23 protein-coding genes and 1 tRNA gene are annotated in these 24,287 nt (G+C 56.9%); 10 read left to right on the forward strand and 14 right to left on the reverse strand.

Annotation, left to right across the window (positions count from 1 at the left end; genetic code table 11):
* Nucleotides 1-9: 9 nt before the first annotated feature.
* From ABJM03_RS06600 to argH, 6 genes are read right to left on the reverse strand one after another with little or no spacing between them, the layout of a single operon-like run.
* On the reverse strand, nucleotides 10-2,616 hold the full coding sequence (locus ABJM03_RS06600; RefSeq protein WP_348416563.1) for a TIGR02302 family protein: 2,607 nt from the start codon (nucleotides 2,614-2,616) through the stop codon (nucleotides 10-12).
* Between the two features lie 22 nt (nucleotides 2,617-2,638).
* Entirely contained in the window at nucleotides 2,639-3,922 is a 1,284-nt protein-coding gene (lysA, locus tag ABJM03_RS06605; protein WP_348416565.1) for a diaminopimelate decarboxylase, read from the reverse strand.
* Between the two features lie 33 nt (nucleotides 3,923-3,955).
* Nucleotides 3,956-4,273: a DUF2834 domain-containing protein gene (locus ABJM03_RS06610; RefSeq protein ID WP_348416566.1), complete on the reverse strand. Its 318-nt coding sequence runs from the start codon at nucleotides 4,271-4,273 to the stop codon at nucleotides 3,956-3,958.
* Nucleotides 4,273-4,425 carry a hypothetical protein gene (locus ABJM03_RS06615; protein WP_348416567.1) on the reverse strand — a complete coding sequence of 51 codons (153 nt, stop codon included), beginning with the start codon at nucleotides 4,423-4,425 and terminating at the stop codon, nucleotides 4,273-4,275. The genes ABJM03_RS06610 and ABJM03_RS06615 overlap by 1 nt, the downstream gene beginning before the upstream one ends.
* On the reverse strand, nucleotides 4,422-4,595 hold the full coding sequence (locus ABJM03_RS06620; RefSeq protein WP_348416568.1) for a hypothetical protein: 174 nt from the start codon (nucleotides 4,593-4,595) through the stop codon (nucleotides 4,422-4,424). Before ABJM03_RS06620 ends, ABJM03_RS06615 begins: the two co-directional genes overlap by 4 nt.
* A complete protein-coding gene (gene argH / locus ABJM03_RS06625) occupies nucleotides 4,592-5,983 on the reverse strand; it encodes an argininosuccinate lyase (protein ID WP_348416570.1) in 1,392 nt (463 codons plus the stop codon). Before argH ends, ABJM03_RS06620 begins: the two co-directional genes overlap by 4 nt.
* 23 nt (nucleotides 5,984-6,006) lie before the next feature.
* Here argH and ABJM03_RS06630 point away from each other — a divergent pair, with 23 nt between their 5' ends.
* Entirely contained in the window at nucleotides 6,007-6,579 is a 573-nt protein-coding gene (locus ABJM03_RS06630) for a TlpA disulfide reductase family protein (RefSeq protein ID WP_348416572.1), read from the forward strand.
* 7 nt (nucleotides 6,580-6,586) lie between these two features.
* Here ABJM03_RS06630 and ABJM03_RS06635 read toward each other — a convergent pair whose 3' ends face one another.
* The 5 genes from ABJM03_RS06635 to edd all read right to left on the reverse strand — a co-directional run bounded on the left by ABJM03_RS06635 (nucleotide 6,587) and on the right by edd (nucleotide 12,127).
* Nucleotides 6,587-7,657 (reverse strand): Hint domain-containing protein, encoded by a 1,071-nt coding sequence (locus ABJM03_RS06635; protein ID WP_348416574.1) that lies wholly within the window; start codon nucleotides 7,655-7,657, stop codon nucleotides 6,587-6,589.
* A 179-nt stretch (nucleotides 7,658-7,836) separates the two neighbouring features.
* Nucleotides 7,837-8,766: a lipid A-modifier LpxR family protein gene (locus tag ABJM03_RS06640; RefSeq protein WP_348416576.1), complete on the reverse strand. Its 930-nt coding sequence runs from the start codon at nucleotides 8,764-8,766 to the stop codon at nucleotides 7,837-7,839.
* A gap of 236 nt (nucleotides 8,767-9,002) precedes the next feature.
* A complete protein-coding gene (hpaR, locus tag ABJM03_RS06645) occupies nucleotides 9,003-9,461 on the reverse strand; it encodes a homoprotocatechuate degradation operon regulator HpaR (RefSeq protein WP_348416578.1) in 459 nt (152 codons plus the stop codon).
* Nucleotides 9,462-9,679: 218 nt separating this feature from the next.
* Nucleotides 9,680-10,315 (reverse strand): bifunctional 4-hydroxy-2-oxoglutarate aldolase/2-dehydro-3-deoxy-phosphogluconate aldolase, encoded by a 636-nt coding sequence (eda, locus tag ABJM03_RS06650; protein ID WP_348416580.1) that lies wholly within the window; start codon nucleotides 10,313-10,315, stop codon nucleotides 9,680-9,682.
* Nucleotides 10,316-10,318: 3 nt separating this feature from the next.
* Nucleotides 10,319-12,127, reverse strand: a complete 1,809-nt coding sequence (gene edd / locus ABJM03_RS06655) for a phosphogluconate dehydratase (RefSeq protein WP_348416582.1) — start codon at nucleotides 12,125-12,127, stop codon at nucleotides 10,319-10,321.
* A 220-nt stretch (nucleotides 12,128-12,347) separates the two neighbouring features.
* On the opposite strand from edd, the gene ABJM03_RS06660 reads away from it, so the two are divergent.
* Together ABJM03_RS06660 and ABJM03_RS06665 are read left to right on the forward strand one after the other, a co-directional pair.
* Nucleotides 12,348-13,721 carry a HAMP domain-containing sensor histidine kinase gene (locus tag ABJM03_RS06660; protein WP_348416583.1) on the forward strand — a complete coding sequence of 458 codons (1,374 nt, stop codon included), beginning with the start codon at nucleotides 12,348-12,350 and terminating at the stop codon, nucleotides 13,719-13,721.
* Between the two features lie 289 nt (nucleotides 13,722-14,010).
* Nucleotides 14,011-14,877 carry a glycosyltransferase family 2 protein gene (locus tag ABJM03_RS06665; RefSeq protein ID WP_348416585.1) on the forward strand — a complete coding sequence of 289 codons (867 nt, stop codon included), beginning with the start codon at nucleotides 14,011-14,013 and terminating at the stop codon, nucleotides 14,875-14,877.
* A 4-nt stretch (nucleotides 14,878-14,881) separates the two neighbouring features.
* On the opposite strand, the gene ABJM03_RS06670 is transcribed toward ABJM03_RS06665, so the two are convergent.
* The gene (locus ABJM03_RS06670; protein ID WP_348416587.1) at nucleotides 14,882-15,592 is read right to left on the reverse strand and encodes a GIY-YIG nuclease family protein; all 711 of its coding nucleotides are present in this window, start codon (nucleotides 15,590-15,592) and stop codon (nucleotides 14,882-14,884) included.
* Nucleotides 15,593-15,601: 9 nt separating this feature from the next.
* Nucleotides 15,602-16,747 carry a DNA cytosine methyltransferase gene (locus ABJM03_RS06675; RefSeq protein WP_348416589.1) on the reverse strand — a complete coding sequence of 382 codons (1,146 nt, stop codon included), beginning with the start codon at nucleotides 16,745-16,747 and terminating at the stop codon, nucleotides 15,602-15,604.
* A gap of 350 nt (nucleotides 16,748-17,097) precedes the next feature.
* On the opposite strand from ABJM03_RS06675, the gene ABJM03_RS06680 reads away from it, so the two are divergent.
* A tRNA-Arg gene (locus ABJM03_RS06680) sits at nucleotides 17,098-17,174 on the forward strand.
* 51 nt (nucleotides 17,175-17,225) lie between these two features.
* On the opposite strand, the gene ABJM03_RS06685 is transcribed toward ABJM03_RS06680, so the two are convergent.
* Nucleotides 17,226-17,990, reverse strand: coding sequence for a DeoR/GlpR family DNA-binding transcription regulator (locus ABJM03_RS06685; RefSeq protein WP_348416591.1), 765 nt, complete (start codon nucleotides 17,988-17,990; stop codon nucleotides 17,226-17,228).
* 169 nt (nucleotides 17,991-18,159) lie between these two features.
* Between ABJM03_RS06685 and ABJM03_RS06690 the strand changes: the two genes are divergently transcribed.
* The 6 genes from ABJM03_RS06690 to ABJM03_RS06715 are packed head-to-tail and all read left to right on the forward strand — an operon-like array spanning nucleotide 18,160 to nucleotide 23,939.
* Nucleotides 18,160-19,128, forward strand: coding sequence for an ABC transporter substrate-binding protein (locus ABJM03_RS06690; protein WP_348416593.1), 969 nt, complete (start codon nucleotides 18,160-18,162; stop codon nucleotides 19,126-19,128).
* The gene (locus tag ABJM03_RS06695; protein ID WP_348416595.1) at nucleotides 19,128-20,831 is read left to right on the forward strand and encodes an iron ABC transporter permease; all 1,704 of its coding nucleotides are present in this window, start codon (nucleotides 19,128-19,130) and stop codon (nucleotides 20,829-20,831) included. Before ABJM03_RS06690 ends, ABJM03_RS06695 begins: the two co-directional genes overlap by 1 nt.
* Nucleotides 20,819-21,868 carry an ABC transporter ATP-binding protein gene (locus ABJM03_RS06700; RefSeq protein WP_348416597.1) on the forward strand — a complete coding sequence of 350 codons (1,050 nt, stop codon included), beginning with the start codon at nucleotides 20,819-20,821 and terminating at the stop codon, nucleotides 21,866-21,868. Before ABJM03_RS06695 ends, ABJM03_RS06700 begins: the two co-directional genes overlap by 13 nt.
* Nucleotides 21,869-22,936, forward strand: a complete 1,068-nt coding sequence (locus ABJM03_RS06705; RefSeq protein ID WP_348416599.1) for an MBL fold metallo-hydrolase — start codon at nucleotides 21,869-21,871, stop codon at nucleotides 22,934-22,936. It abuts the gene before it with no gap.
* Nucleotides 22,933-23,478: a histidine phosphatase family protein gene (locus tag ABJM03_RS06710; RefSeq protein ID WP_348416601.1), complete on the forward strand. Its 546-nt coding sequence runs from the start codon at nucleotides 22,933-22,935 to the stop codon at nucleotides 23,476-23,478. The genes ABJM03_RS06705 and ABJM03_RS06710 overlap by 4 nt, the downstream gene beginning before the upstream one ends.
* Nucleotides 23,475-23,939: an HAD family acid phosphatase gene (locus ABJM03_RS06715; protein WP_348416602.1), complete on the forward strand. Its 465-nt coding sequence runs from the start codon at nucleotides 23,475-23,477 to the stop codon at nucleotides 23,937-23,939. The genes ABJM03_RS06710 and ABJM03_RS06715 overlap by 4 nt, the downstream gene beginning before the upstream one ends.
* The last annotated feature ends 348 nt before the right edge of the window (nucleotides 23,940-24,287 follow it).

A 24,287-nucleotide genomic window follows, 5' to 3' on the forward strand; every position in this document is an offset into this window, starting at 1 on the left:
ATGAGCAGGTTAGAAGCGGTCCAGCAAACGGTTAAGATAATCGCGCTCGGCTTCTGGGCGCGCAGCCTCGCCTGAACGGCGGCGGATTTCATCCAACAACTCACGCGCGCGGCCATAGGCATCATTGTCCAGATTGGCCTCATCGTCGTCACCGGTCGCGCCATTGGTGCCCTGATTGCGGCCAAGTGGGTCGCGGTTATTGCCGCGGCGCTCTCCTTGCTGCGTGCCTTGACCTTGCTGCTGCTCACCCTCTTCCTGCGCCATCGCATCACCAAGCGACCTCATCCCTTCGCGAAGCGCCTCCATCGCCTGTGATTGATCGTCGATTGCGCCGGCAAGGTCCCCATTGCGCAGGTTATCTTCGGCGTCATCCATCGCACGGCCCGCGCGGTCCAATGCGTCCCGCGCCGCATCACCCTCTGGCGTACCTTGGCCGGGCATCGCGCCCTCCTGACGGTTCAGCTCATCGCGCAGCTGCTGTTGACGCTGGGCTAGGCTTTGCTCCTGACCTTCGCCGGAGCGCTGCTCTTGGCCCCCTTGCTCGCTCTCTTGATTTTGGGCCTGCCCCTGCTGCCCCTCATCGGTTTGGCCTTCGCCTTGCTGTTCGCGGTTGCGGCCCTGATTGCCATAGTTCGACCCCGGCTCCGCATGGGGATTGAATTGCTCTTGCAGCTCGCGAAACGCCTGATCACTCAGATTTTGTTGGTCGCGCAATGTCTCGGCAAGACCTTCCATGGCCTGTTGACCCGGTGAGGGCTGCCCCCCTTCGCCCGGCTGGCCCTGAGTGACCTGCATGTTTTCCATCATTTCCTGCAACTCGCGAAGCGCCTGTTCCGCCTCGGCCATGCGGCCCTGCTCCATCAGCTCCTGAATACGGTCCATCATGCGCTGCAAGTCGTCTTGCGTCATCTGCATGGTTTCGCCCTGCTGCTGGCCTTGCTGCTGCTCGCCATCCTGACGCTCGGCTTGTTCGCGCTGAAGCTGCTGCATGTAGTCGTCTGTGGCCCTGCGAAGTTCCTGCATCAGCTCGGCGATTTCCTCGTTCGATGCACCATTTTTCATCGCCTCGTTCAAACGCTCTTGCGCGCGGCGCATCCGTTCACGGGCGTCTTCCAGATCGCCCTCTTCCAGCTCGATGGCCAGATCCCACAGTTCTTGTGCCAATTCGGTCTGGTTTTCGTCGGACAATCCCAAACGGACTTGGGTTTCCATCCGCTCAATAATTTCCTTCACACGCGCGCCCGCGGTTTCCGAGCGGAACACATCTTCGGGCAGGTAAGCGATCGCGCGCAGAATTTGCGCCGATCGGCGTGCGTTTGTCTTGCTCCACAAAATATCGCGGCGCATTTCGATCACCGCTGCAGCCACCGGATCAAAAAAGCGGCGTCCCGGCAGTGTCATCTGCATTGGCGCTGTCTGTGCCTGTTGCTCGGCCGCGTCCAGCGCGGTCATCGAGACCGTCACAGGCAGGTTGGCCCAAGGGTGCTGGGAAAAATCGTCGATCAGGTTTTCTTCAAATGCCGCACGGTCGCCTGCAATTGGCATAGGCAGAGGAACAGTGATTTCGGCGCGGGGTTCGGGATCCACAGTCAACCCGTAGCGCCGATCAACCGAAGCCAGATCTAGCATGATCCGCGCCTCACCTGCTTCGACGCCGTACTCATCCTTTGCTGCAAACGGCAGACGCATTTCCCCCAAGGCCGAAACTTCGGGGATTCCGAGGATCACGATTTCCGGGGCATTATCCGCACGTACGGTCACATCCCATACACGCGCATTCGGGCCGTCCACGGACAGGTTGCCGTTTTGCAGGACCTTGAAATCAAACGCCATCTGGGGTGGCTCATCCGCTGGCACAGGCACCGTGCGACCCGAAACCGTTTCCGAGACATTCAGCGCCCCCGGCTCGCCGTACAGGCGCATGGTGATCAGTGTCCCCACCGGCAGCTCCAGCGCCCCTTCGGCCTGATCATTAAGATAAAGCGTCGGCAGGCCGGAATAGCGGGGCGGTTCGGCCCAGCCTTCCCAGACAGGACCGCTGGCCAAGGTGCCGCTGCCCCCGCTTGCCATTTCAGCAACCGTGCCCACCCGCCAGACCGAGCCAAAAACCAGCGCCATGCCAAAAGCCAACACCGCGACAAAGCGCAACGCATAGGGGTCACGAGAAGCAATGCGAAGATCGCCCGGCACCGCTTGGGCGGCTTCAGCGCGCTTGGCCATGCGCGCTTTGTGCGCGCGCCAGACAGCGGCAGAGGCTTCATCGCCATCGCCGATGGCCTGATCATCCATCAATGCAGTAAAAGGCCGGCCTTTAAGGCTGTTATCCAGCCGGACAAGTGCGGCGCCCTTGCTGGGCCATGACCAGTGGCGCGCGGCGTAAAACAGCGACCAGATCGTGCCGGCGACAAACGCACCCATCGCAGCCCAGATCACCTCGATCGAGGCAACCTCATGCAAGCCGTACATCGCAGCAGAAAGCGCGAGCAAGATCACGGTCATCAACGGCCACAGACACCGCACCAGAACTTCGGCGCACATCCCCATGCGGGTCAACATCAATGGCCTGCGCAATTTGGCGAGCGTTTGCGTCACGTCATCGGATGTGAATTGGACCATGTCGACCTCTCAGGGCGGCTGCTCAGGTCGCGGGATGCGCCTCAAGCCATTCAGGGATGGTATCGCGATTTATCATTTCGTCAAAGGTAGGCCGTGGGCGGATAACCGCAAATTGATCCCCATGCACCAATACTTCGGGAATAAGTGCCCGCGAATTATACTCGCTTGCCATCACAGCGCCATATGCGCCTGCACTGCGAAAGGCGACCAGATCACCGCCGGCCATCGGCGTCATCTGGCGTTGCTTGGCAAATGTATCGCCGGATTCGCAAACAGGGCCAACGATGTCATAGGGTTGCTTCGCCGTGCCGGCGGATGCCTCCCTGACGGGAATTATGTCGTGATGGGCCTCATACATCGCAGGGCGGATCAGATCGTTCATCGCGCCGTCAAGGATCAGAAAATCGCGCCCCTCGCCGGATTTGACATAAATCACCTTGCTCACCATCAGGCCGGCATTGCCCGCAATCAGGCGGCCCGGCTCGATCTCGATCTCGCAGCCCAGATGCCCCAAAGTACGCTGTACCATCGCTCCGTAGTCCGAAGGCAGCGGCGGCGCTTCGTTGTTGGTCTCATAAGGAATTCCAAGGCCACCGCCCAGATCGAGGCGTTTGATCGTATGCCCTTGGGCGCGCAGTTGCTCGGTCAGCTCGGCCACTTTCAGATAGGCTTGCTCAAACGGGGCAAGATCGGTCAGCTGGGATCCGATATGTACGTCAATGCCGACCACTTCGATCCCTGGAAAAGCCGCCGCCATGGCATAAACCTCGCGCGCGCGCGAAATCGGAATACCGAATTTATTCTCGGATTTGCCCGTGGCAATTTTGGCGTGGGTTTTGGCGTCGACATCGGGGTTCACACGGATCGTGATCGGCGCGACTTTGCCAAGTTCAAGCGCCACCGCGTTGATGACCTCCATCTCCGGCTCGCTCTCGACGTTGAACTGGCGAATTCCCCCTTCGAGGGCCACGCGAATTTCCTCGGCGGTTTTGCCGACGCCGGAGAATACGATCCGATCACCCGGCACACCAGCGGCTTTGGCCCGCAGGTATTCGCCTTGGCTCACCACATCCATGCCGGCACCAGCCTGCGCCAAGGTGCGCAACACGGCCTGGTTCGAATTGGCCTTCATCGCGTAGCAAACCAGATGGTCCATGCCCGCAAGTGCCTCGTCAAAGGCGCGGAAATGGCGCAGCAAGGTAGCGGTAGAATAGACGTAGAACGGCGTGCCAACGGTCGCGGCGATCTCGGCTACAGGGACGTCTTCGGCGAAAAGCGCCCCGTCGCGATAAAGGAAGTGGTCCATAGTCTTTATTGTGCCCTTAAACTTGAGACTGCCCTAGCGGACAGGTGCAGATCGTAAAAACAGATACAGCGGCAAACCGCAGCTGACCCCGATGCAAAATGTCGCGGGGATGGCGATCAGTGCCCGCCAATTGCGGCGCACTGCGACCTCGGCGATGATCCAAACGGTCAATGCAACCGCCGCGATCGTTAGATCCCACACAAGCCCACTGGACGCCGCATTTACATGCCATGCGTCAACCATCGCCATGATGTCCCAGCCGTTTTCCTGAAACCACTGGACAAAGTAATACATGGGATGCACCGCACCCCAGATGGCAAGCGCCAGAAAGATCAGCCGCAAGAGGGACATCAAAGCCGCCCTGACACGCCGTAGCGCGCATAACCGCTGACTGAAATGCCTGTCTTTGGCGTCTCCACCTGCTGCTGGCGGACGGATTGCGCACGGCTCGGGCCTTCGCATGCGGCCAACGCCAGAACGGCAAGGATCATCGCAAACCTCATTGTTCAGCCTTTGCTGTTGCATCAGGTCTGCGCAGGCCGATGGTCGCGCCGAGGCCTACATCATTCCCGCTACCCAGCGTGACTTTTGCACCGCCGGCGGGCTGTGTCGGCTCACCGTCAACACCGCAGGCGGTTAACAACAAGATACAAAAAAGGCCAAACGGCTTCATCCGACGATATCCTTCCAACGGGCCACCTGTGCGCGGACCTGCGCGGGTGCGGTGCCACCGTATGAAACGCGCGAGTTTACAGAGTTCTCTACAGTCAGCACAGAAAATACATCCTGCGTGATATCCGCATGAACCGATTGCATCTGGTCCAGCGTGATATCAGGCAAATCACAACCCTGCGCCTCGGCCATTGCCACGAGGGATCCGGTGATGTGGTGTGCGTCGCGGAACGGCAGCCCCAGCACCCGTACCAGCCAATCGGCAAGGTCGGTCGCGGTGGAGAACCCGCTGCCCGCAGCTGCGGCAAGCTGTTCCCGGTTGCCGGTCATGTCCCGCACCATTCCCTCCATCGCCGCAAGCGCCAGCATCAGGTTATCGGCAGCATCAAATACCTGCTCTTTATCTTCTTGCATGTCCTTGGAATAGGCCAGCGGCAGCCCCTTCATCACCATCATCAGCGCGACATTCGCCCCGAAAATCCGGCCGATCTTGGCGCGGATCAGCTCGGCTGCGTCGGGGTTTTTCTTTTGCGGCATGATGCTTGAGCCGGTCGAGAAACGGTCAGACAGCGTTACAAAGCGGAACTGCGCCGACGACCAGATCACCAGCTCTTCGGCAAAACGGCTCAGGTGCATGGCGCAAATGCTGGATGCACCGAGAAATTCGAGCGCAAAATCACGGTCGCTCACAGCATCCAGACTGTTCGCCGCTGGCCGGTCAAAGCCCAGCGCCTTTGCTGTCATCTCACGGTCAATCGGGAAGGAAGTCCCTGCAAGAGCCGCAGCACCAAGGGGGGATTCGTTCATCCGCGCACGCGCATCGCGCATCCGGCTCAGGTCACGGCCAAACATTTCGACGTAGGCCATCATGTGATGGCCCCATGTGACGGGCTGTGCGGTTTGCAAATGCGTAAATCCGGGCATGACCCAATCCGCACCTGCTTCGGCCTGCGTAAGAAGCGCGCGGATAAGTGCAAGAAGCGCGCCTTCTGCTGCGTCGAACTGGTCGCGCACCCAAAGTTTGAAATCTGTTGCCACCTGATCGTTGCGCGACCGGCCTGTGTGCAAACGGCCCGCCGGCTCTCCGATAACCTCTTTCAGCCGCGCCTCGACATTCATGTGAATATCTTCAAGAGCGGTGGAATATTCGAATGTGCCACCTTCAATTTCTGACAAGACCGTGAGCAGGCCTTCCCGTATCGTCTCGGCATCGTTAGACTCGATGATACCCTGTGCAGCGAGCATCGCCGCGTGGGCCCGAGAACCTTCAATATCCTGCGCCGCCATCCGCTGGTCAAAACTGATCGAGGCATTAATCGCCTCCATGATCGCGTCTGGACCTGCGGCGAAACGGCCACCCCACATTTTATTCGAACTTGTGTCTGACATATGCCTATTCCCCGGAGGGACCCATGAAGAAACTATTGCTTGCTATCGTCTATACGGCCCTCACCGCGGGTGCAAACCCTGCGCTTGCCGCAGATGCCGATATCATCACGCCACTGGCGACCGGCGATATGAAAAAGCTGGCGATCCACTCTGCTCCGCAGGCCACATCCAACGCCAGCTTCGAGCTTGAAGACGGCAAAGGCAGCACGTCTTTGGAAGATTATCGCGGCAAATATGTACTGGTGAACTTTTGGGCGACATGGTGCGCGCCCTGCCGCAAGGAAATGCCCCATTTGGCCGAGCTACAAGGCGAATTCGGCGGCGACGATTTTGAAGTGCTCACGATTGCCACAGGCCGCAATTCCCCCGTGGGAATCAAAAAGTTCTTTGGCGAGATTGGCGTAGATAACCTGCCCCGCCACCAAGACCCCAAACAGGCGCTGGCCAGCCAGATGGCCATCTTTGGCCTGCCGATTACCGTCCTGCTTGACCCCGAGGGCCGCGAAATTGCGCGCTTGCGCGGTGATGCCGATTGGGCAGGCGACAGCGCCAAATCTATTATCAAGGCGCTGATCGAGAACAAACAGGCAAGCTAACGCAGCATCAGGCGGCGTGTCGCAAGATCGCCGCCTCAGAGGGCGACAGCGTCCGCCGCGCAAATCCGCCATAGGTGTGTGGATCATATTCCAGCTGCGGATATTCGGCCATCAATCTCAGGCGGTCCTGTGTATCCAAAGTCTGCAGGGCCGCCGAGGCAGGATGGAAACTTTCTGTCTCGAGGCCATTAGCCCATAGCACCTGATGCTCGTCCAGCAATACGTGGATATAGGTCACTTCACGCACCTGCATATCAACTGTAATCGTTGAACCGTTGATCAGATCCTTCGCTGCCACCAACACTTCAGAGGTGTTGAACAGGCTTTGCGCGGCCTCTCCTTTTACCAAAATACGGTGTGCAGGCGACACCAAAAGGTCGCGGTCGGGTCGTTCAACCCCAAGGGACGACCCGGCAATGCGGATCGGTCGCAGCTTGGGCATCGCAAACAGACGCGCACCCGACATGCGACGCTTGCCGATCCAGCGCAACGGCTGCAATCCGTTATCTTTGGTTTGTACCTTGTCACCTTCGCGCAGGTCTTCGATCAGGCGCGTGCCATCCTGGGTCTGGATATGGGTGCCGGGGGTAAAGCAAATGACCCCGCTTTGCTGTGGGCCACCATCAGTGTTTTGTACGGTGCCAAGGGTATGATGTACGATCCAGAGATCGCAATGGCGCGGCGGCATCTCGTCAAGGAACATCAACAGCGGCTGGCTACCGCCACCGACCTCGATCAGGGTCACGCTATAGCTTTTCCCGCCGTCCGTGACGACAAAACTATTATCCATTAACGGCGACGACCCACCATCGTCCGCACGCGTCCGCGCACCGCCATCACGCTCCAGCGCTGTGCCCACAAGCCTGTGAACCATACGCGCTGCACGTCTACGCAAATCTTCTGAACCGTCCGCCTCATCAAGCCGCAAAACATCTGACGGCCCGTCAACGCGCACAGCATCTCCACGCCATGCCCATGCAGCACCCACACTCAAAGCTTGCACTGGTGCAGCTTCAAGACCGTCAATTTCTGTTTGCGACCAGCTGATGACGAATGTGCCACGAAAGCCCATTCCCATTTACTAACTCGCCTGCCTCGTAATCTTTTTTTATTACCTAATCGTTAACAAAAAGAGACTTCACTGCAAAGTGAAATTCCGATGTTGCACACAACTGTTGCGTTTACACCATCACACAACCCGTGGTGTTGCAGGCAAACATCTTTACAGGCACCGTGCCCCCTCGCGGGGGGCACGTCTTAGAAACGGAATTTCACCTGAAGCGATCCTGTGACTTGCCCTTCGGTCTGGGCTTCGAATTCCTCGCCCAGATAGGTCAAACCATAAAAGGCCGAGGCACGATGGCCTTGCCATTGCACACCTGCCCGCAGCCGTTCACGGCTATCGGTCAGCTCAAGGTCACGCCCTTCGGGCAGATAGATACTATCTGTAACATGAGCGATATCTGCGCCCATCAAAAAGGAAAATCCGGTCACGCCGGGGTTTTGCACCACACGGTAACGATGGCCGGTGACGCTTTCGCGGACCAACAATTCGTCAGCCCCGACCCTGCCGAATGTAAAATCGAAACCTGCGCGCACCAAAGTCTCGGCGCCTGCACGGCCCTCGACGAAGGGACGAAAACGCAGGTTTTCGGCCAATTGCAGCGTGCGGCCCATTTCTCCGACCACGGTCAGGTGCAAACCGCCACCGATCTGATCATCCAGAACCGAATTTGACGGCTCCCGTGCACCCAGCAGATCATGCACAGCATCCTGAAAATCACCAAGACCGTTGCCTGATCCGGTCAGGGTCACATCACCGCCCACCGCCATCTCGAAGCCTTTGAAATCGAAATGGGTGTGTACCCCGGCAGATAATGCGCCAGCATAGGGGCGATCCCCTGCAGCAGGACGCGAGATGTTCTCGGGTGCAAATATCTCCGCGGACAAGCGCAGCTCGATCAGCTCGCCAAAGCCCTTTGGCGCTCTGCCCGTCCACTCTGGCCCCCAAACCCGTGAGGATGTCCAAGAACCGGTGCGCCAACGGTCATGCCCGTCGCCAAAAAAGTCGTTGCTCAATAACCGGCCATAGCCAAGTTTTTCACGAGATTGGGCCTGCGCGGCTGGTGCGGCGAGTAAAATCGAAAAAGTGACCGCGAAAAGCGCGCCAGCGGCGTGTTTGAACATCTGACATTCCTGTTACCTTCGCCCCCACGGCGGTGTCCTGTCTAAGGCTTAGCCACGATTCGAACCAAGGGTGTAGCTACGCGGACACGCAATCACAGATTGATTGCGTCATAGATGCCACGGTTTCCCGTTTACCCTGAATCTAGGGTGCGCCACTCGACGATCTATCACTGTACCCTGATCGGAAAATGACGTGGTAAATTCCGCTCCAATTCACCCGTCGGCAGCCTTGATTGTCAGGGTTTCATCCCGATTGTTTGAAGGTCCTCAAGCAGATCAAGGAGCTGTTCGTATTTTTCTTCTCCGTAGAGTGTACGCATTTGCGCAACCAACGCCGCGGCATGCGCGCCGTTTGCCTCAAGGATATGACGCCCTGCGTCTTCGATCTGTACAATAGAGCGGCGTCGGTCAGTCGGATCCTCACTCCGTGAGATCAGCGCGTCTTCTTCCATGGCCCGTAAAATGCGTGTCAGGCTTGGCAGTAGAAGGCAGGCTTTGTGCGCGATTGTATTTTGATCCTGCGCACCGCCTTCGTCCAGCACCCGCAGCACGCGCCACTTCTGCTCATTCACGCCCGTATCCGCAAGCATATCGCGAACAGGCCCCATGACCACCTCGCGCGCACGCAATAACGCGATGGGCAGGGATCTGTTTGTGTGGCGTAACGGCAGAGCGGATTTGGGCATTTCTTTCATGCGCGCCAGTATGCTCAAATGAGCGACAATTGACAGTCATTGAAGGCGGAAATTGCCAAGTATACGCAGCGTTTTAACAAAACCTCGGCCTTACAGGCCGATATGCCCCTATAAAGCAGCAAAACAGGCCTCAAAATTAACTATTTTCACCACTGAACAACACAAAAGGCCGGCAACATTGCGGTTGCCGGCCTTCCAATCTGATAGGTCTGTTTGTCTTAGCGCGGCAAGGCTGCTGCAGCGCGGGCACGGTTTTCGATTTCATCCCAGTCGCCAGCCTTGACCAGATCAAGCGGCGCAATCCAGCTACCGCCAGCGCAGACCACATTTGGCAGGGCCAGATAATCGGGCGCATTTTCGAGGCTCACGCCACCAGTGGGGCAGAATGAGATCCCCGGCAGCGGGCCGCCCAAGCCTTTGAGCATTTTAATGCCGCCAGCCGCTTCGGCGGGGAAGAACTTGAGCACCTCAAAGCCGCGCGCCTGCAGGGTCATCGCCTCGGTCGCCGTGGCCGCACCGGGAAGCAAAGGCAAATTCGCCTCAAGCACCGCGTCCACAAGGGCCGCAGGAGAGCCCGGCGTCACGCCAAAGGTCGCGCCCGCTTCGATCACGTCAGTCACGTCTTGCGGGGTCACCAACGTACCGGCACCTACGCGAGCACCTTCTACAGTGGCCATGGCTTTGATCACTTCCAGCGCGCAATCTGTACGCAGGGTGACTTCCAGAACCGGCAGACCGCCACGCACCAGTGCTTTGGCCAGCGGAATGGCATCGGCCACGTCATCGACAACGATAACAGGGATGATGGGCGCGAGGCTTGCCAGCTCGCGGATATAGGCAGTGTCGTTGATCATATTTTAGTCCCCGAATACAGAAGCGCCGGTATCGGCAGTGCCGACGGCGTTGCGGAACGGCGCGAACAGCTCGCGGCCCGTGCCAAAGTGATTGTGGCTCATGTCAGCGGTAACGGCCTCGCGGTCCAGCACCCCTTCGGTGAGAATTTCAAGCGTGCCAGCCGCAGCGTCCAGACGCAAGACGTCACCGTCTTGCAGATAGGCGATTGGCCCACCGTCAAGCGCCTCGGGGCTGACGTGGATGGCGGCGGGCACTTTGCCAGACGCGCCAGACATGCGGCCATCTGTGACCAATGCCACCTTGAACCCGCGCCCCTGCAAGATGCCCAGCATTGGCGTCAGGCTGTGCAATTCCGGCATGCCGTTGGCCTTGGGCCCTTGGAAACGGACAACGACAATGGTGTCACCGGTAAATTCGCCTGCCTTAAAGGCTGCTTTGACCTCATCCTGATCATGGAACACACGAATAGGCGCTTCGACCAATTGATGCTCAGGCGCCACCGCCGAGATTTTGATCACGCTTGTGCCCAGTTTGCCGGACAGACGCTTGAGCCCGCCGGAGGTGGCGAAAGCTTCGGATGCGGGGCGCAGAATGCCGGTGTTGAGGCTGACGTCTGTGCCTTCGCGCCATGCCAATGCGCCATCTTCCAAAAACGGCTCTTGTGTATAGTTATGCAGACCTTCGCCCGCAGCAGTCTTGGTATCAGGGTGCAACAGCCCCGCGCCCAGAAGTTCGCGGATCATATAGCCAAGCCCGCCCGCCGCGTGGAAGTGGTTCACATCAGCAAGCCCGTTCGGATACACCCGCGCCAACAGCGGCACGATGTCGGACACTTCCGAGAAATCCTGCCAATCCAGAATAATCCCCCCTGCCCGCGCCATCGCGATCAGGTGGATCAACAGGTTGGTCGACCCGCCTGTGGCCATCAACCCAACCATCCCGTTCACAAATGCTTTTTCATCCAGCACATCGCAAACCGGCGTGTAATTATTGCCTAGCGCACTCATCGACAAAGCACGCTTGGCGGCCTCAACGGTAAGTGCATCACGGACTTCGGCACCCGGGTTGATAAAGCTCGAGGACGGCAGGTGCAGCCCCATGAATTCCATCAGCATCTGGTTCGTGTTGGCTGTGCCGTAGAAAGTACATGTGCCCGGCCCGTGATAGGCCGCCATCTCTGCGGCCATCAGCTCTTCGCGGCCAACTTCGCCTGCTGCGAATTTCTGACGGACCTTGGCCTTTTCCTCATTCGCGAGGCCGCTGGTCATGGGACCGGCAGGAATGAACACTGATGGCAGATGGCCAAAGACCTGCGCCCCGATCACTAAGCCCGGCACGATCTTGTCGCAAACGCCAAGGAAAACGGCAGCATCAAAGGTGTTATGGCTCAGCGCCACACCGGTGGCCATGGCGATCACATCACGTGAAAAGAGGCTCAGCTCCATACCTGCCTCACCTTGGGTCACACCGTCACACATCGCAGGCACACCGCCCGCAACCTGCGCGGTGCCACCGTTTGCGCGGATCGCGTCACGGATCAGGGTTGGGTAACGTTCAAACGGCTGATGGGCAGACAGCATATCGTTATAGGCAGTCACAATCCCAAGGTTGCCCTGCGTCCCTGTGGCAAGCGCATTCTGATCGGGACCCGCAGCCGCAAAAGCATGCGCCTGTCCACTGCATGACAAGTGTCCGCGTGATGGTCCTTTGCTCTGCGCGGCACGCATCCGCTCCAAATAAGCGGCGCGACGATCCTGGCTCCGTTCGACGATCCGTTTGGTGATTTTATTCAGAATTTGGTTCACAGACACAGCAGTATCCCATCAATTATATAAGTTAGCGCTAACATATGCTTTCCCGCAACAAATGTGAAGCGATTTTGGCAGCTTCGACCGCAGCCACCTACGCGCCAGCGTCTATTTTCACAATGATCTGCACAAAGTTTCCTGCGCGCAAGACCGCAAAATGCACAGCTATTTCTTAACCTCTGCAACCTAGGGTGACCACATCCCAGAAAATCGGAACACAGATTTGCGTACTCTTTTTTCAACCGATAGCGGCCGGATCACAAACTTTTGTGCCATCATCCTTCTTGTGTCGCTTTGCTTGACCACCAGCCCATGGCTTTTCCCCAAACACCTGACAGAGGCGCGCACCCTCACGCAAGCAGACACTTCACAAGATAGCACACAAGCGGCAACACGCGAACGCTTGGAAGAATACGAAGGCATCGCGGTGCCTGGTATCACGGCAATCGAATCGCATGAAGGTTCGCACATAGCGCCGGTGATGACGAACAGCGAAGAGACAGGATTTGATGTTGCACATGAAACATCCGCTCTGCCTGGTCGCGGTGCCGGCAAGGCCCAGATCACTGTTATGCAAGGGATGGCAAAGGCCACGGCTCATGCAGCTTCAATCACAGAGCAACTGATCAAAGAACCGTTGCCCCCCAACATGCGCGACAGGCACTTGACCACCCCCGGCGGGGGCCAACCTATCTATGAGAAATATCAGACTGCTGATGCAAGTACCGCTGTGATTCTGATCGCGGGTTTGATTATCTTCCGATTGGCAATGATTGCACGAACAAGCATGAAATCTGCCCGTTCAACCGAACGTAAGGCTCGGAAACTCCAAAAAGAGGTGAAACAGCTGCAAGAGGAGAACGCTGCACTCGTCTCGAAAAATAAGGAGCTGGAGGAATATGCCTACATTGCCTCCCATGATTTGCGCACACCGATCTGCGGAATTGGCGGGCTAACCGAAATGCTCCAAGAATATCTGGCTGACTATATATCATCGCCTCAGGCCAATCCGGAAGTCGCCGCAAACCTGTGCCGGATTCAGGAACGTGTCACCCGCATGCGAGCACTCACCCAAGGCATCCTTACGCTTTCTAACGCCACAGCAGCGCCAGAGCACGCGGCCCCCGTGATCTTAACAGAATTTCTAGAGTCATTGCGGTGGGATTTTGCACTGGAGGACAGTCAATTGGAATTGCGCAGCAATGTCAGAGCGATCAGCGTAGAACCTTTGTACTTCCAACGCATCATCGAAAACCTCGTCAGCAATGCGATCAAATACTGTGGTGAGCATGAGGCTCCACACATCATCATCACCCTTGAAGCTCAAAGACAAAGCTGCCGCGTCAGCGTAAGCGACAATGGCCCTGGCATCGACCCAAGGTTCCACAACCGTATTTTCACGATCTTCCAAACTCTGGCCCGTCCAGCGGGATCCGACAGCACCGGAATCGGGTTGGCAATTGTCAAAAAACTGGTCGCACGTCACGGCGGTACCGTCAGCCTCCACTCCTCCGTCGGAAATGGTGCGACCTTCAGCTTTGATTGGCCACTTGCCAACCCAGTGTCCAGAACCGCGATTTCGGAAAGGGCCGCGTGAGGACGAACTGACACTCGAACAACGCGGTTTGACTTTGCGCTGTGCTCCAAGTGCCCTCCAGCTTTAAGGACACCCTTGGGGATGACTTTTGGGCGTTAGGCCGCCATCTTGTCCATTGTCCTTCTCTGCAAAAACTTATTCAGCGTCAGGTTACCCAATGCCGAAGGACGTCTGCGCCAATTGGAGCTTTAGGGTCTCAGGTCGACCCGAATGCGGCGCATGGCGTGGCAATTCCTTGATCGACCCCTGATCACTCTATACGCCTTTTAGGACTGGCAATGGAGTTGGCATGAAAATTTGCGCGATCACGATGGTTTACCGCGATTATTGGGCTTTGGCGCAATGGTATCGTTATTTCAGTGCACATTTGGGTGCCGAAAACCTTTATGTCATTTCGCATGGGATTGATCCCGAAATCGCAAAAATCTGTCCAAAGGCAAGTATTATCACCATTCCCCGAGACGGATTGCGCAATTTCGACAGGGTGCGAATGCGGGTGGTAAACGACATGCAATCCGGACTTGGGAATGTTTATGACTGGGTCATACAGACGGATGCGGATGAATTGGTTTGCTTTGATCCCGCTCTCTATGGTTCTTTTGAGGAATTATTTGCCGCGACAAAGGCCCCCGCTCTGTTCGGACTGGGCCTTAACCTTGCCGAGGTCGAAGGCGACGCACCACTTGACCCAAGCGAGTCTGTGTTTGCGCACCGCAAAGTCGCATGTGTAACCGGAAATTACAGCAAGGCATGGGCCGTGCGGAAATCATTGCCGCTGCGTTGGCACGGGGTGTTTTGCGGCTATCGCAGGACCGAGAAATTTCCCTTCGAGATGCCGGATGGTGTCTTTTTTGTTCACCTCAAACACGCCAATTCGGAAGCGCTTGCTCTGACAAACAAGGTGCGGCAATCGGTTGCTGACAGCGTAGGAGAAGATTGGAACGTGCCTGGTTGGGCAAAACCCGACTTTCATGCGAAACGGTTTTTCCGAAAACTGGCCATCGCCAAAGAACTCTCTTGGGAAGACGCCGTTTCCGAGGGCTATAAGCAAATCCGCGACCAGCCTGTGCGTGACCCGAAGCGTGGTATCATAAAGCCGCCGTTCATCAATTACGTCTGTCGCACTGTTCTGCCGGAATGGTTTCGCACGCTCTGAAACCTCAGTCTTCGGCCTCGCCAGCCACCGATGCCGCACCACCAAGGGCATTGTAACGCCGATCCGCCAACCATTGCAGACGCTTGGACTGTGTGAGCAAAACCCGCCGCAGACCACCCTGAACTTTTCGTTCTGAAATCACCTGCGCCAACCGGGATAAGGTCAACGCACGGCGAGCGATGCGAAAATCGGGATGTGATCGTATCCGGTGCACCTGTGGTGAGACCAACCTGCCGCGCAACGATGGTGGCTTGCTGACCTCAACTGTAGGCGTTGGCGGGTCTTTTTCGTTGAGAACAGCCTTAAAAATGCTCCCCTCGATCGCCTCCTGATACACCAGATCCTCCAGTGCATCCAAATGGGCCTTGGCCTGCGCATCCCCTGCCGCCGTTTTCTGAAACTCCGGCAACGGCCAGACCTCGACCTCATAAACCTCAAAAGGGTCCAGCACCGACATCGCAACAGCGTCCGTGCGCTGATTGGTCAAATGCCGCCTGATCCGGGTCGAGACTTTTTCTTTGGTCTGCCCCACATAGACGGGCTCTCCATCGTAGTCGAAAAAAGCGTAAACGCCCCATTTGAATGCCCCGATAGCGCGCGGTTTCCCTATAACCGGATCGTGGAAAGACTGCGCCAGAAAGGCGGCGAGGTTGTTACGAAGGTCCTCGGTCTCGAATGGCGGGAAATTGGTGTCATCGGGGTTACGCTTAACCACATCGGCTCCTCATGCCACCAGCGCCAGCCGGTTACGACGCAACACTGGCTCAAAAATAGCATTTGCCAAATGGCGCACAACCGGCACGGCCACCCCATCACCGGCAAGTTTATAGGCCTCATTGTAACGCTCTGGCAGGATATAGTTTTCAGGTAACCCCATCAGCGATGCGGCCTCGCGGGTGGACAATAGCCGCGAGCGGACCTTGTCACCCTCAACCACCATGATCGTCTGCCGGCTCGACCCGCCGGCGGGCGTGCGCAGACAGCCAGCAATCTGGTCAAAACGCACCTCGGCACGTTGACGCTTGATGCCCTGTGTATCCAGCCGGGTGCGTTTGTATATCGTTCCCACGACACGCTCCCCTGTTTGTTTGGCAGCATCAACTTTCTGGCGGTTATGGCTGGTCATCATATCCAGCAGTTTTTGCGTCTCGGCCTTCGTATGCCACGCAACCCCTGTTGGCCGTTCTTCGATCAACGCGGCAAGATGCGTGTTACGCGTGGATGGCGTCGGCAAATGCCACCATTGCCAGCGCGCGGCCGCTGCGTTCGAAAGCAGGTTGCACCCCTCCACCAAAGCAGGCGGATGCCAAAGCCCACTGGGCCCCTCGCCCAAAAGCTGGTCAGGAATGATCAGGTCTCCACGGACCCCGATCATAAAAAATCTTGGGCGCGATTGCGGCAGGAAATGCACCGCATCCACCACCACAGCACCAAATCGATATCCCAGTCCCGAAAACGCCGCGGCTAAGGTTGCAAAATCGCGGCCACCATTGCTGGTGATCGCGCCACATACATTTTCAAGCGCGATGATTTTGGGTCCGCGACCCTCGCTGTTCAGGCCACGCATCAACTGCCAGAATGGTTTAAACATCCCGCTTCGCTTGCCCGCCAGACCCGCACCATTTCCCGCCAATGACAAATCCTGACAGGGGAAAGAGGCCCAGACCATATCAGCCGCACAAGGCAAGTCATCCAACGCTACCTTTGCGACGTCCTTAAGCAATAGCTCGGCACCGCCACCATGGTTTTTTCGGTAACTTGCAGCCTTTTTCGGGTCGATATCATTTGCAAATAAACACTTCCAATCCGGGCCAAGGCCCAGACCAGCCATACCGCCGCCTGCAAAGAAGTCGTAATACCTGTGCGTCATGATCCCTCCGTCGCATTATGTGTTTAACCCAAGGCCGGATCTGTTGTCCAAGAAGAACAACCAGATAATTGCCTGAAATGTAACGCTCCATCAAGAACGTAAATAGAACAAAAATCACACTTCCTTCTCCAATGCCGCGGATAAGAGACAATTCCGGTCACCCAGCTATCAAAGGGGCCGAACTATTGTGCAGCCAATTCCAAACCAGTATCAGGCCACAACGCGCCCATAGCCGGGCTGAATAGAGCGCCTGACTTTTAATAGGTTGATCAAGTCCAAATTTGGCTTTGAATTTAAGACGATTAGCAAGTAGTAGATTATCGCGGACTGTTTTACAGACCGCTTTCAGCGGCTCCGTAGCTCAACTGGATAGAGCAAGGACCTTCTAAGTCCGAGGTTGAGGGTTCAAGTCCTTCCGGGGCCGCCAAAATCTAAGAATGGTGGGACATCAGCGTTTCATCGCTGAACCAGCCCATTTTCATACTTGAATGACACGGCAACCATGTCGCGCACAACTTTGTAGAATTGGCGTTGAAAAGGTTGCACCTGTGACCACAACATCAAAGTCCCAAACATTCCCGGTCTGACAAGTCAGATCCAAGCCCTTTTTTGTGCTATCCATAACCAGAATGCTATTTTTACCGCAATTGGCGATAGCTTTGCGGGCGGATACTTCGTCTGAATTATAATCCATTACTCTGCCGGTCTCCGACAGGCCGCCGCAGCTGAACACTGCGTAGTCCACATTGAACTTGGAGAAAAATTCCAGTGCAGGTGTCCCAATCATATCCAGATCGCGCATTCGGACAGCGCCGCCCGCCAGTTCAACCGCAACGTCCTGAGCATGTTGCAGGGCGCAGACCGCGTGGATGCTGTTGGAGGCAACAAATAGGCCCTTATGCGATGCTAGAAAACGCGCACAGGTCTCCACTGTTGTTCCGGTGCCCAAGGCCAGACGTGCGCCATTGGGGATCAGGTTTTTGACCGCCAAAGCAATGCGTTGTTTTTCCTGCCGTGCAATCCCTTCGCGCGGGAGGTAGCCGATGTTTTCGCTTTGCTGCCGCAGTCGCACGGTGCCATTGCGCCGCTGTACCAAGCCTGCTTCATCCAGATCGCGTAGATCTGCACGGATCGTTTGAACAGAGACAGAAAGTTCGAACGAAAGATCCATCGCCGAAAGCACATCCTTTTCCGACAATAGTGCGACAATCGCATCTCTTCGCTGGGTAACGTCCCGTTGCACGGCAGCCTCTTCTAAGAAATCATCATTTTTCAGAAGGTTAAGAAACTCATCCGTGCGCCGCAATAGAAATAAAAACTTCAAGTATCTGTTGCAAAACTGTCAAGATTCCCAGCGATAAGACGGCCTGTGAAGTACTTTCGTTCGAAAGATGCAACTCCAGGAGAGCCCTATGAAGTCCGTCCTCACATCCACCGCTTTCGCGCTCTTGGCCAGCACAGCCATGGCCGACACCATCACCCTTTACACCTCGCAACCCAATGCTGACGCGCAGCGCACAGTTGATGCCTTTATGGCAGCCAACCCCGGTACCGAAGTCGATTGGGTGCGCGATGGTACAACCAAGCTGATGGCACGCCTGCGCGCCGAAATCGAAGCCGGTAACCCACAGCCTGACGTGCTTTTGATCGCAGACACTGTTACCCTTGAAGGCATGGCACAGCAGGGCCTGCTGAATGCCTACAGCTCCCCCGAAGCCCAGAACTATGACGCAGCCCTCTTCTCACCCGAGGGGTATTACCATTCCACCAAGCTGATCACGACCGGCCTTGTCTACAACACCGGCGTTGAAACCGCTCCGACATCTTGGGGCGACCTGTCTGACGCCTCCGTCAAGGGTCAGATCGCAATGCCGTCGCCGCTTTACTCCGGTGCCGCGCTGATCCACCTTGCCACGCTCACAAGCGACGGCAGCTTGGGCTGGGACTATTACGAAGGCCTTGCCGCCAACGAGGCGCGCGCGCAGGGCGGCAATGGCGGAACGTTCAAGGCCGTCGCTTCGGGCGAAAAACCCTACGGCATGGTCGTGGACTTTCTCGCGATCCGCAACAAGGCCGATGGGTCACCAGTAGAATTCGTCTTTCCTAAAGAAGGCGTATCTTATGTGACTGAACCGGTTGCGATCATGTCTTCTGCCAAGAACGTCGCGGGCGCAGAGAAGTTTGTCGATTTCTTGCTGAGCGCAGAGGGGCAGGACCTGGTTCTGGATATGGGTTACATCCCGGCGCGCGACGGCATGGGTGTTCCTGAAGGTTTCCCTGCGCGCGATGATATCAAATTGATGGCTTTTGACCCTGCCGAAGCGCTCGCTAACGCAGAAGCAAACAAAGCCAAATTCTCAGAGCTTTTTGGCGCTGAGTGATGTTTGCCGCGCAATACAACGGAGGCAGCCGGTCCGAGGCCCGGCTGCTCTCGGCCATCTTGGTCGTCGCGATCTGCCTGACGCTTGCGCCAGTATTGCGCCTTTTTGTAGAGGGCGTCACGCATCAAGGGAACCCCAGCCTTACCCTGATGCGAGAGGTATTGACGCAGCCCTCTACCCTGAGCGCGCTCAAACATTCCTTGGTCACAGCCGGTTTTGGCACTTTGGTATCTTTGATGCTGGGATCTGCCTTTGCGTTCCTTGTGGCGCTGACTGACCTGAGGGCCAAGGCGGCACTGGTTTTCTGCCTGATGATCCCAATGATGATCCCGCCGCAGATTACTGCGCTGTCTTGGGTCCAGATTATGGGGCCCTCATCGGCTCTGTTAAAAACGCTAGGCATCGCGCCTCCACTTGGGGCAGCGCAGCCGCTTTATTCGCCTGGAGGGATCATTTTTCTTTTGGGAATTCAGCATATGTCGATCATTTTTTTGACGTTGCGCGCTGGCCTGCGATCCGTCCCTCAAGACGTTGTTGAGGCCGCCCGCATCAGCGGGGCAAAAGGATTGCGTATATGGTGGCAAGTTGTGCTGCCGCTGACCCTGCCCAGTCTGGGGGCCGGCACGGCAATCACCTTTGTGACCGCCCTTGGTAATTTCGGCATTCCGGCGATGTTGGGCATTCCCGCAGGCTATGCGACGTTGCCAACGCTAATCTATCAAAAGCTGGCCGGAATGGGGACGACGGTCTTGGCCGAAGTTTCGGTTCTTGCGATGTTAATCGGGGTTGTGGCTGTTGGCGGTATTTTGTTGCAACGCCTTTTCCAGACCCGTCAGAAGCTACACCTTGTCGGTAGCACATCCCGCCCCTTAGCTTTGCCGCTTGGTAAGGCGCGCCTACCGGTTGAAATTTTTCTGTGGGCGGTGATTTCTGCCATCCTTGTACTGCCGATGTTTGGCCTTTTGGCGACCTCCTTGATACCCGCCTACGGTGTGCCGCTGCGTCTGGATACGGTTAGCCTCGCATCTTGGCAGGAGGTGCTTTTCCGCCAGCCTGCCACATCACGCGCATTTACCAACTCATTCGGACTGGCAATGGGCGCTTCTTTGGTACTTGTCGTGATTTGCCTGCCCCTTGCATGGCTGATGGAGCGGCGCAAAACGCGGCTTTCGCGCCTGTTCGATAGCCTGCTTGACTTGCCCTACGCGCTGCCAGGGGTGGTTCTGTCGATTGCCATGATCTTGCTGTTGATCAAACTGCCATTCACAGATGCCACGCTTTACGGCACCATCTGGATCATTTTTCTGGCATATATCGCGCGTTTCTTTGCGGTTATGTTCCGTCCGGTTCAGGCCAGCCTCAAACAGTTTGATCCAGCCATGGACGAAGCCGCGCAATCTGTTGGTGCATCGCTTTACCGGCGTTTGTGTGATGTGATCTTTCCACTTTCGGCACCTGCTGCTGCGGCGGGGGCGATCCTTGTCTTTCTCACTGCGTTTAACGAACTCACAGTGTCTGCGCTTTTGTGGTCCTCAGGCACCGAGACGCTTGGCGTGGTGATCTTCAATCTTGATGACAGCGGCGAAACCGGCATGGCCAGCGCATTGGCAATGACCATCGTGCTTGTCGTCATCGTCCTGATGGCGCTGATCCAGTTGTTATCACGCCGCTTTCCCAAAGGAGTTGTCCCATGGCAGACATAGACCTGTCCTGCGTTGGCAAGACATTCGCAGATACGCCCGCATTACAAGACATTACAACGCGGTTTGAAGACGGCGAATTTATTGCGCTTTTGGGGCCGTCGGGCTGTGGCAAAACCACGCTTTTGCGGATCTTGGCCGGATTTGAAGCGCCCAGCCACGGACGCCTGCGCATCGGGGCGCGCGAAATGGCAAACGCGCAGACGGGCGCAAACCTGCCCCCCGAAGCGCGCAACATCGGGTTTGTCTTCCAGTCCTACGCCCTTTGGCCGCATATGTCTGTGCGGCGTAATGTATCCTACCCGCTTGAAATTCGGAAACTATCCAAGGCTGAGATAGTACAACAGACCGATGCCGCCCTGGCCTCAACAGGGCTAGAGCACTATGCGGACCGCATGCCCTCCGATCTTTCGGGCGGCCAAAGACAGCGCGTCGCTTTGGCCCGTTGCCTTGTATCAGCTCCCTGCGCGGTCCTGCTGGATGAGCCTTTGGCCAACCTTGACGTGGCACTGCGGGCCACGATGCAGGGTGTCTTTACCGACTTTCACAAGCGTACCGGTGCCACGATGGTCTATGTGACCCATGATCAGGCCGAAGCCATGGCAATGGCCGACAGGATTGCGGTCATGGATCAAGGGCGCATTCAGCAGTTCGATACCCCACAAACCCTCTATGAGCGACCAAAGAACCGCTTTGTCGCGGAATTCGTCGGTCGCGGCGCGGTGGTGCCGGTGCAAGAGCTCAAAACCGGCGGGAACGCACAACAGGCGCGCATTCTGGGGGCCGAGGTTACCGTGCAATCCACAAGCCAGGATGCGCAGGTCAGCCATGTTTGCCTGCGCCCCGAAAACCTGACCATTACCGAGACAGGAGATCTGCGCAGCAAAGTCGCGCGGGTCACTTATGTGGGTGGAAAATACCTGCTGGAAGCGGTGACCGACTGCGGTGCACGCCTGTTTGCTGAAACCCGCGCACGTTTCGAGGTCGGCACCCAATTGGGCCTTACAATTACAACCCCTTGGGCCTTTCGGGAGGATTAAATGCAAAGCATCCGACTACTTTCCGGCATCGGGGACAAAGGCCCCGCATGCATCCAATTGACCGTGGGTGACCGAATTTGGCTCCTTGATTGCGGCTTTGGGCCCGAGGCGAACGCGCATTTCGATCCGCTCTGGCTTGAGGGGGCAGAGGCGGTGTTCATCACCCATGATCACATCGATCACATCGGCGGGGCCTCTTATGCTGTTGAGGCAGGGCTGCCCATATATGCCACGGCACAGACGGCCAAGGCGCTCCCCCCCGCCGCGAAAGTGCATCTGTTGCCCGAACAAGGTCAGACGGTGATTAATGGCATAACACTGACCACGGGCCGCAATGGGCACGCGATGGGCGGGGTTTGGTTCCACTTCGATCTGGGAGATGGGTTTTACTATTCTGGCGATTGGTCTGAGGAATCCGATTGGTTTTCCTTCGATGCACCACCGCCGGCAGCGACTGCCATCTTGGATTGCTCTTATCACTTGGACGATGTCCCGCAATCCCAACGCCTTGAGGCAATGCATGCCTTATTGGACAGGGTGCAGGGTCAGGTGCTTTTGCCTGTGCCCCCATCCGGCCGTGCAGGTGAGATGGCATTGAATCTGATCCGCCGTTACGGAGCTGAAAGTGTAATACTTGACCCCGAATGCCAAGATACGCTGCGCGCAGCGTTGAACAGTGGCACTGTCAGCGCCAATGCTCAAGAAATCGCTCCGCTTTTGGACCGTGGCCCGATGGAGCAAGCACGTTTCCTGATCTGCGATACACCCAACGCTGACGGTGGTGCCGCTTGGGGCTATGTGCGGGCATGGCATGAAAGCGGCCGTTTGGGGCGCGATGCCCATGTTTTATTCACTGGCCATATGACCGCCCATGCGCGTGGCATTTGCAGTGTTCCGGGCGGCTATTTCCAACGCTGGAACGTGCATCCCCCCCTGCGTGATCAGGTGAAGATGCTAAAACGCCTAGGCGCGAAACGCTTTGCCCCCGCTTTTTGCACGCATCCTGAGGATTACCTTGTTGAAGGGTTGGACGCCGAGGTGTTCTTTCATGATCGGGTGCGGTTATGAATTCGGCCCCTTTGCCGCCCCAGCGCTTTTGCTTGATCCGTCACGGAGAGACGACCGCCAACGCAGATGCGATCATCGCGGGCGTCACGGATGTTCCGCTGACCCGGCTGGGCCGCGATCAGGCGCGCGCCCTGTCTCAGAGGACATGGCCAAAGCAAATCGCGATCTACGCCAGCCCGATGTCACGGGCGCAACATACCGCGCGGCTTGCCTTTCCGAACCAGCATTTCACGCTGCACGACGGATTAAGAGAACGCCACTGGGGTGTGTTTGAGGGGAGACCACTGACGGAGCAGCCCCTCCGAGAAGATACGCCGGATCAAGGTGAAGGTTGGACCGACATGATAATACGCGTGCAGACCGCGATTACAGAAATCTGCGCGGCCTCGCAGGGAAGGCTACCGGTTCTTGTTTGTCACTCAGGCATCATCCGTGCGGCACGCATCCTTTGGACAACCGGTGACGCCGGGCAACGCCCCCCGAATGCGACACCGCTTCTTTTCGAACAAACAGACCGTAAAATGATGGAGAAACCCCTATGAACCAGACAGCACCTACCCCATGTGTGGTATTCGACGTCGATGGCACACTTGCTGAATTCGACGCAGAGCGCCTTGGCCATCTTGTGCACGGCGTTGAAAAACACTGGGATGACTTTCATCATGCCATGGCGGATGCAGCGTTGATTGCACCAATTGCGAAGCTTATGCGCCGGTTGAAAGAAAGCGGTGAGACCATTGTGATCTGTTCAGGACGGCCAAGAGGCTGGGCCGAACACACGATTGCATGGCTTCGCAAACATGACCTACCCTTCGACGGTATATATTTACGCGCAATGGATCAGGACAGCGCCAGCGACCCAGAAGTAAAGCGCAAAGCGCTGAACGAAATGAGGGCAGATGGTTTTCAGCCTTGGCTGGTAATTGATGACCGCACCTCCGTCGTCGAGGCTTGGCGCAAAGAAGGGCTCGTTTGCCTACAATGTGCGCCAGGGGATTTCTGATCAGTCGTTGTTGATCTTACAAAGCAGGTTGGCACGCTGACGGATGCAACGAGAACATCAATTTGGAAGCAGGTGCTGGATCAATGTGCGTTTTCTTCGCTATTTTGGATATGCAGCGCACGGTCGGACCCCATCCATGGCATCATTCGGCCGTGGACGCTTCGGGCTGGCAGCAACTATCGTAATCGCGCCAGAACAGGAATGTATCTGCTCTAACTCTGCCGGTCGGAATATTTTCCCTGAGACGTTTTAGGGGTTCACTGGAGTTTTCATCACACGGAGGCGAGGTCATGGCGTCATGGCTGCGTTCGGGTAGCGGTCATGCATGAGTGCTTTTTGCTTGGGAGT

The sequence above is a fragment of the Sulfitobacter sp. genome, from assembly GCF_039977885.1.
Taxonomy (GTDB): domain Bacteria; phylum Pseudomonadota; class Alphaproteobacteria; order Rhodobacterales; family Rhodobacteraceae; genus Sulfitobacter.

Bases quoted from the DNA above. Each gene is read 5' to 3' on its own strand.
- ABJM03_RS06700 (WP_348416597.1), top strand. From the start codon at position 20,819: ATGGCAGACATAGACCTGTCCTGCGTTGGCAAGACATTCGCAGATACG.
- ABJM03_RS06675 (WP_348416589.1), bottom strand. From the start codon at position 16,747: ATGACGCACAGGTATTACGACTTCTTTGCAGGCGGCGGTATGGCTGGT.
- eda (WP_348416580.1), bottom strand. From the start codon at position 10,315: ATGATCAACGACACTGCCTATATCCGCGAGCTGGCAAGCCTCGCGCCC.
- ABJM03_RS06705 (WP_348416599.1), top strand. From the start codon at position 21,869: ATGCAAAGCATCCGACTACTTTCCGGCATCGGGGACAAAGGCCCCGCA.
- ABJM03_RS06665 (WP_348416585.1), top strand. From the start codon at position 14,011: ATGAAAATTTGCGCGATCACGATGGTTTACCGCGATTATTGGGCTTTG.
- ABJM03_RS06600 (WP_348416563.1), bottom strand. From the start codon at position 2,616: ATGGTCCAATTCACATCCGATGACGTGACGCAAACGCTCGCCAAATTG.
- ABJM03_RS06635 (WP_348416574.1), bottom strand. From the start codon at position 7,657: ATGGGAATGGGCTTTCGTGGCACATTCGTCATCAGCTGGTCGCAAACA.
- argH (WP_348416570.1), bottom strand. From the start codon at position 5,983: ATGTCAGACACAAGTTCGAATAAAATGTGGGGTGGCCGTTTCGCCGCA.
- ABJM03_RS06695 (WP_348416595.1), top strand. From the start codon at position 19,128: ATGTTTGCCGCGCAATACAACGGAGGCAGCCGGTCCGAGGCCCGGCTG.
- hpaR (WP_348416578.1), bottom strand. From the start codon at position 9,461: ATGAAAGAAATGCCCAAATCCGCTCTGCCGTTACGCCACACAAACAGA.
- lysA (WP_348416565.1), bottom strand. From the start codon at position 3,922: ATGGACCACTTCCTTTATCGCGACGGGGCGCTTTTCGCCGAAGACGTC.
- ABJM03_RS06630 (WP_348416572.1), top strand. From the start codon at position 6,007: ATGAAGAAACTATTGCTTGCTATCGTCTATACGGCCCTCACCGCGGGT.
- ABJM03_RS06690 (WP_348416593.1), top strand. From the start codon at position 18,160: ATGAAGTCCGTCCTCACATCCACCGCTTTCGCGCTCTTGGCCAGCACA.
- ABJM03_RS06615 (WP_348416567.1), bottom strand. From the start codon at position 4,425: ATGAGGTTTGCGATGATCCTTGCCGTTCTGGCGTTGGCCGCATGCGAA.
- ABJM03_RS06620 (WP_348416568.1), bottom strand. From the start codon at position 4,595: ATGAAGCCGTTTGGCCTTTTTTGTATCTTGTTGTTAACCGCCTGCGGT.
- ABJM03_RS06715 (WP_348416602.1), top strand. From the start codon at position 23,475: ATGAACCAGACAGCACCTACCCCATGTGTGGTATTCGACGTCGATGGC.
- ABJM03_RS06710 (WP_348416601.1), top strand. From the start codon at position 22,933: ATGAATTCGGCCCCTTTGCCGCCCCAGCGCTTTTGCTTGATCCGTCAC.
- ABJM03_RS06610 (WP_348416566.1), bottom strand. From the start codon at position 4,273: ATGTCCCTCTTGCGGCTGATCTTTCTGGCGCTTGCCATCTGGGGTGCG.
- ABJM03_RS06640 (WP_348416576.1), bottom strand. From the start codon at position 8,766: ATGTTCAAACACGCCGCTGGCGCGCTTTTCGCGGTCACTTTTTCGATT.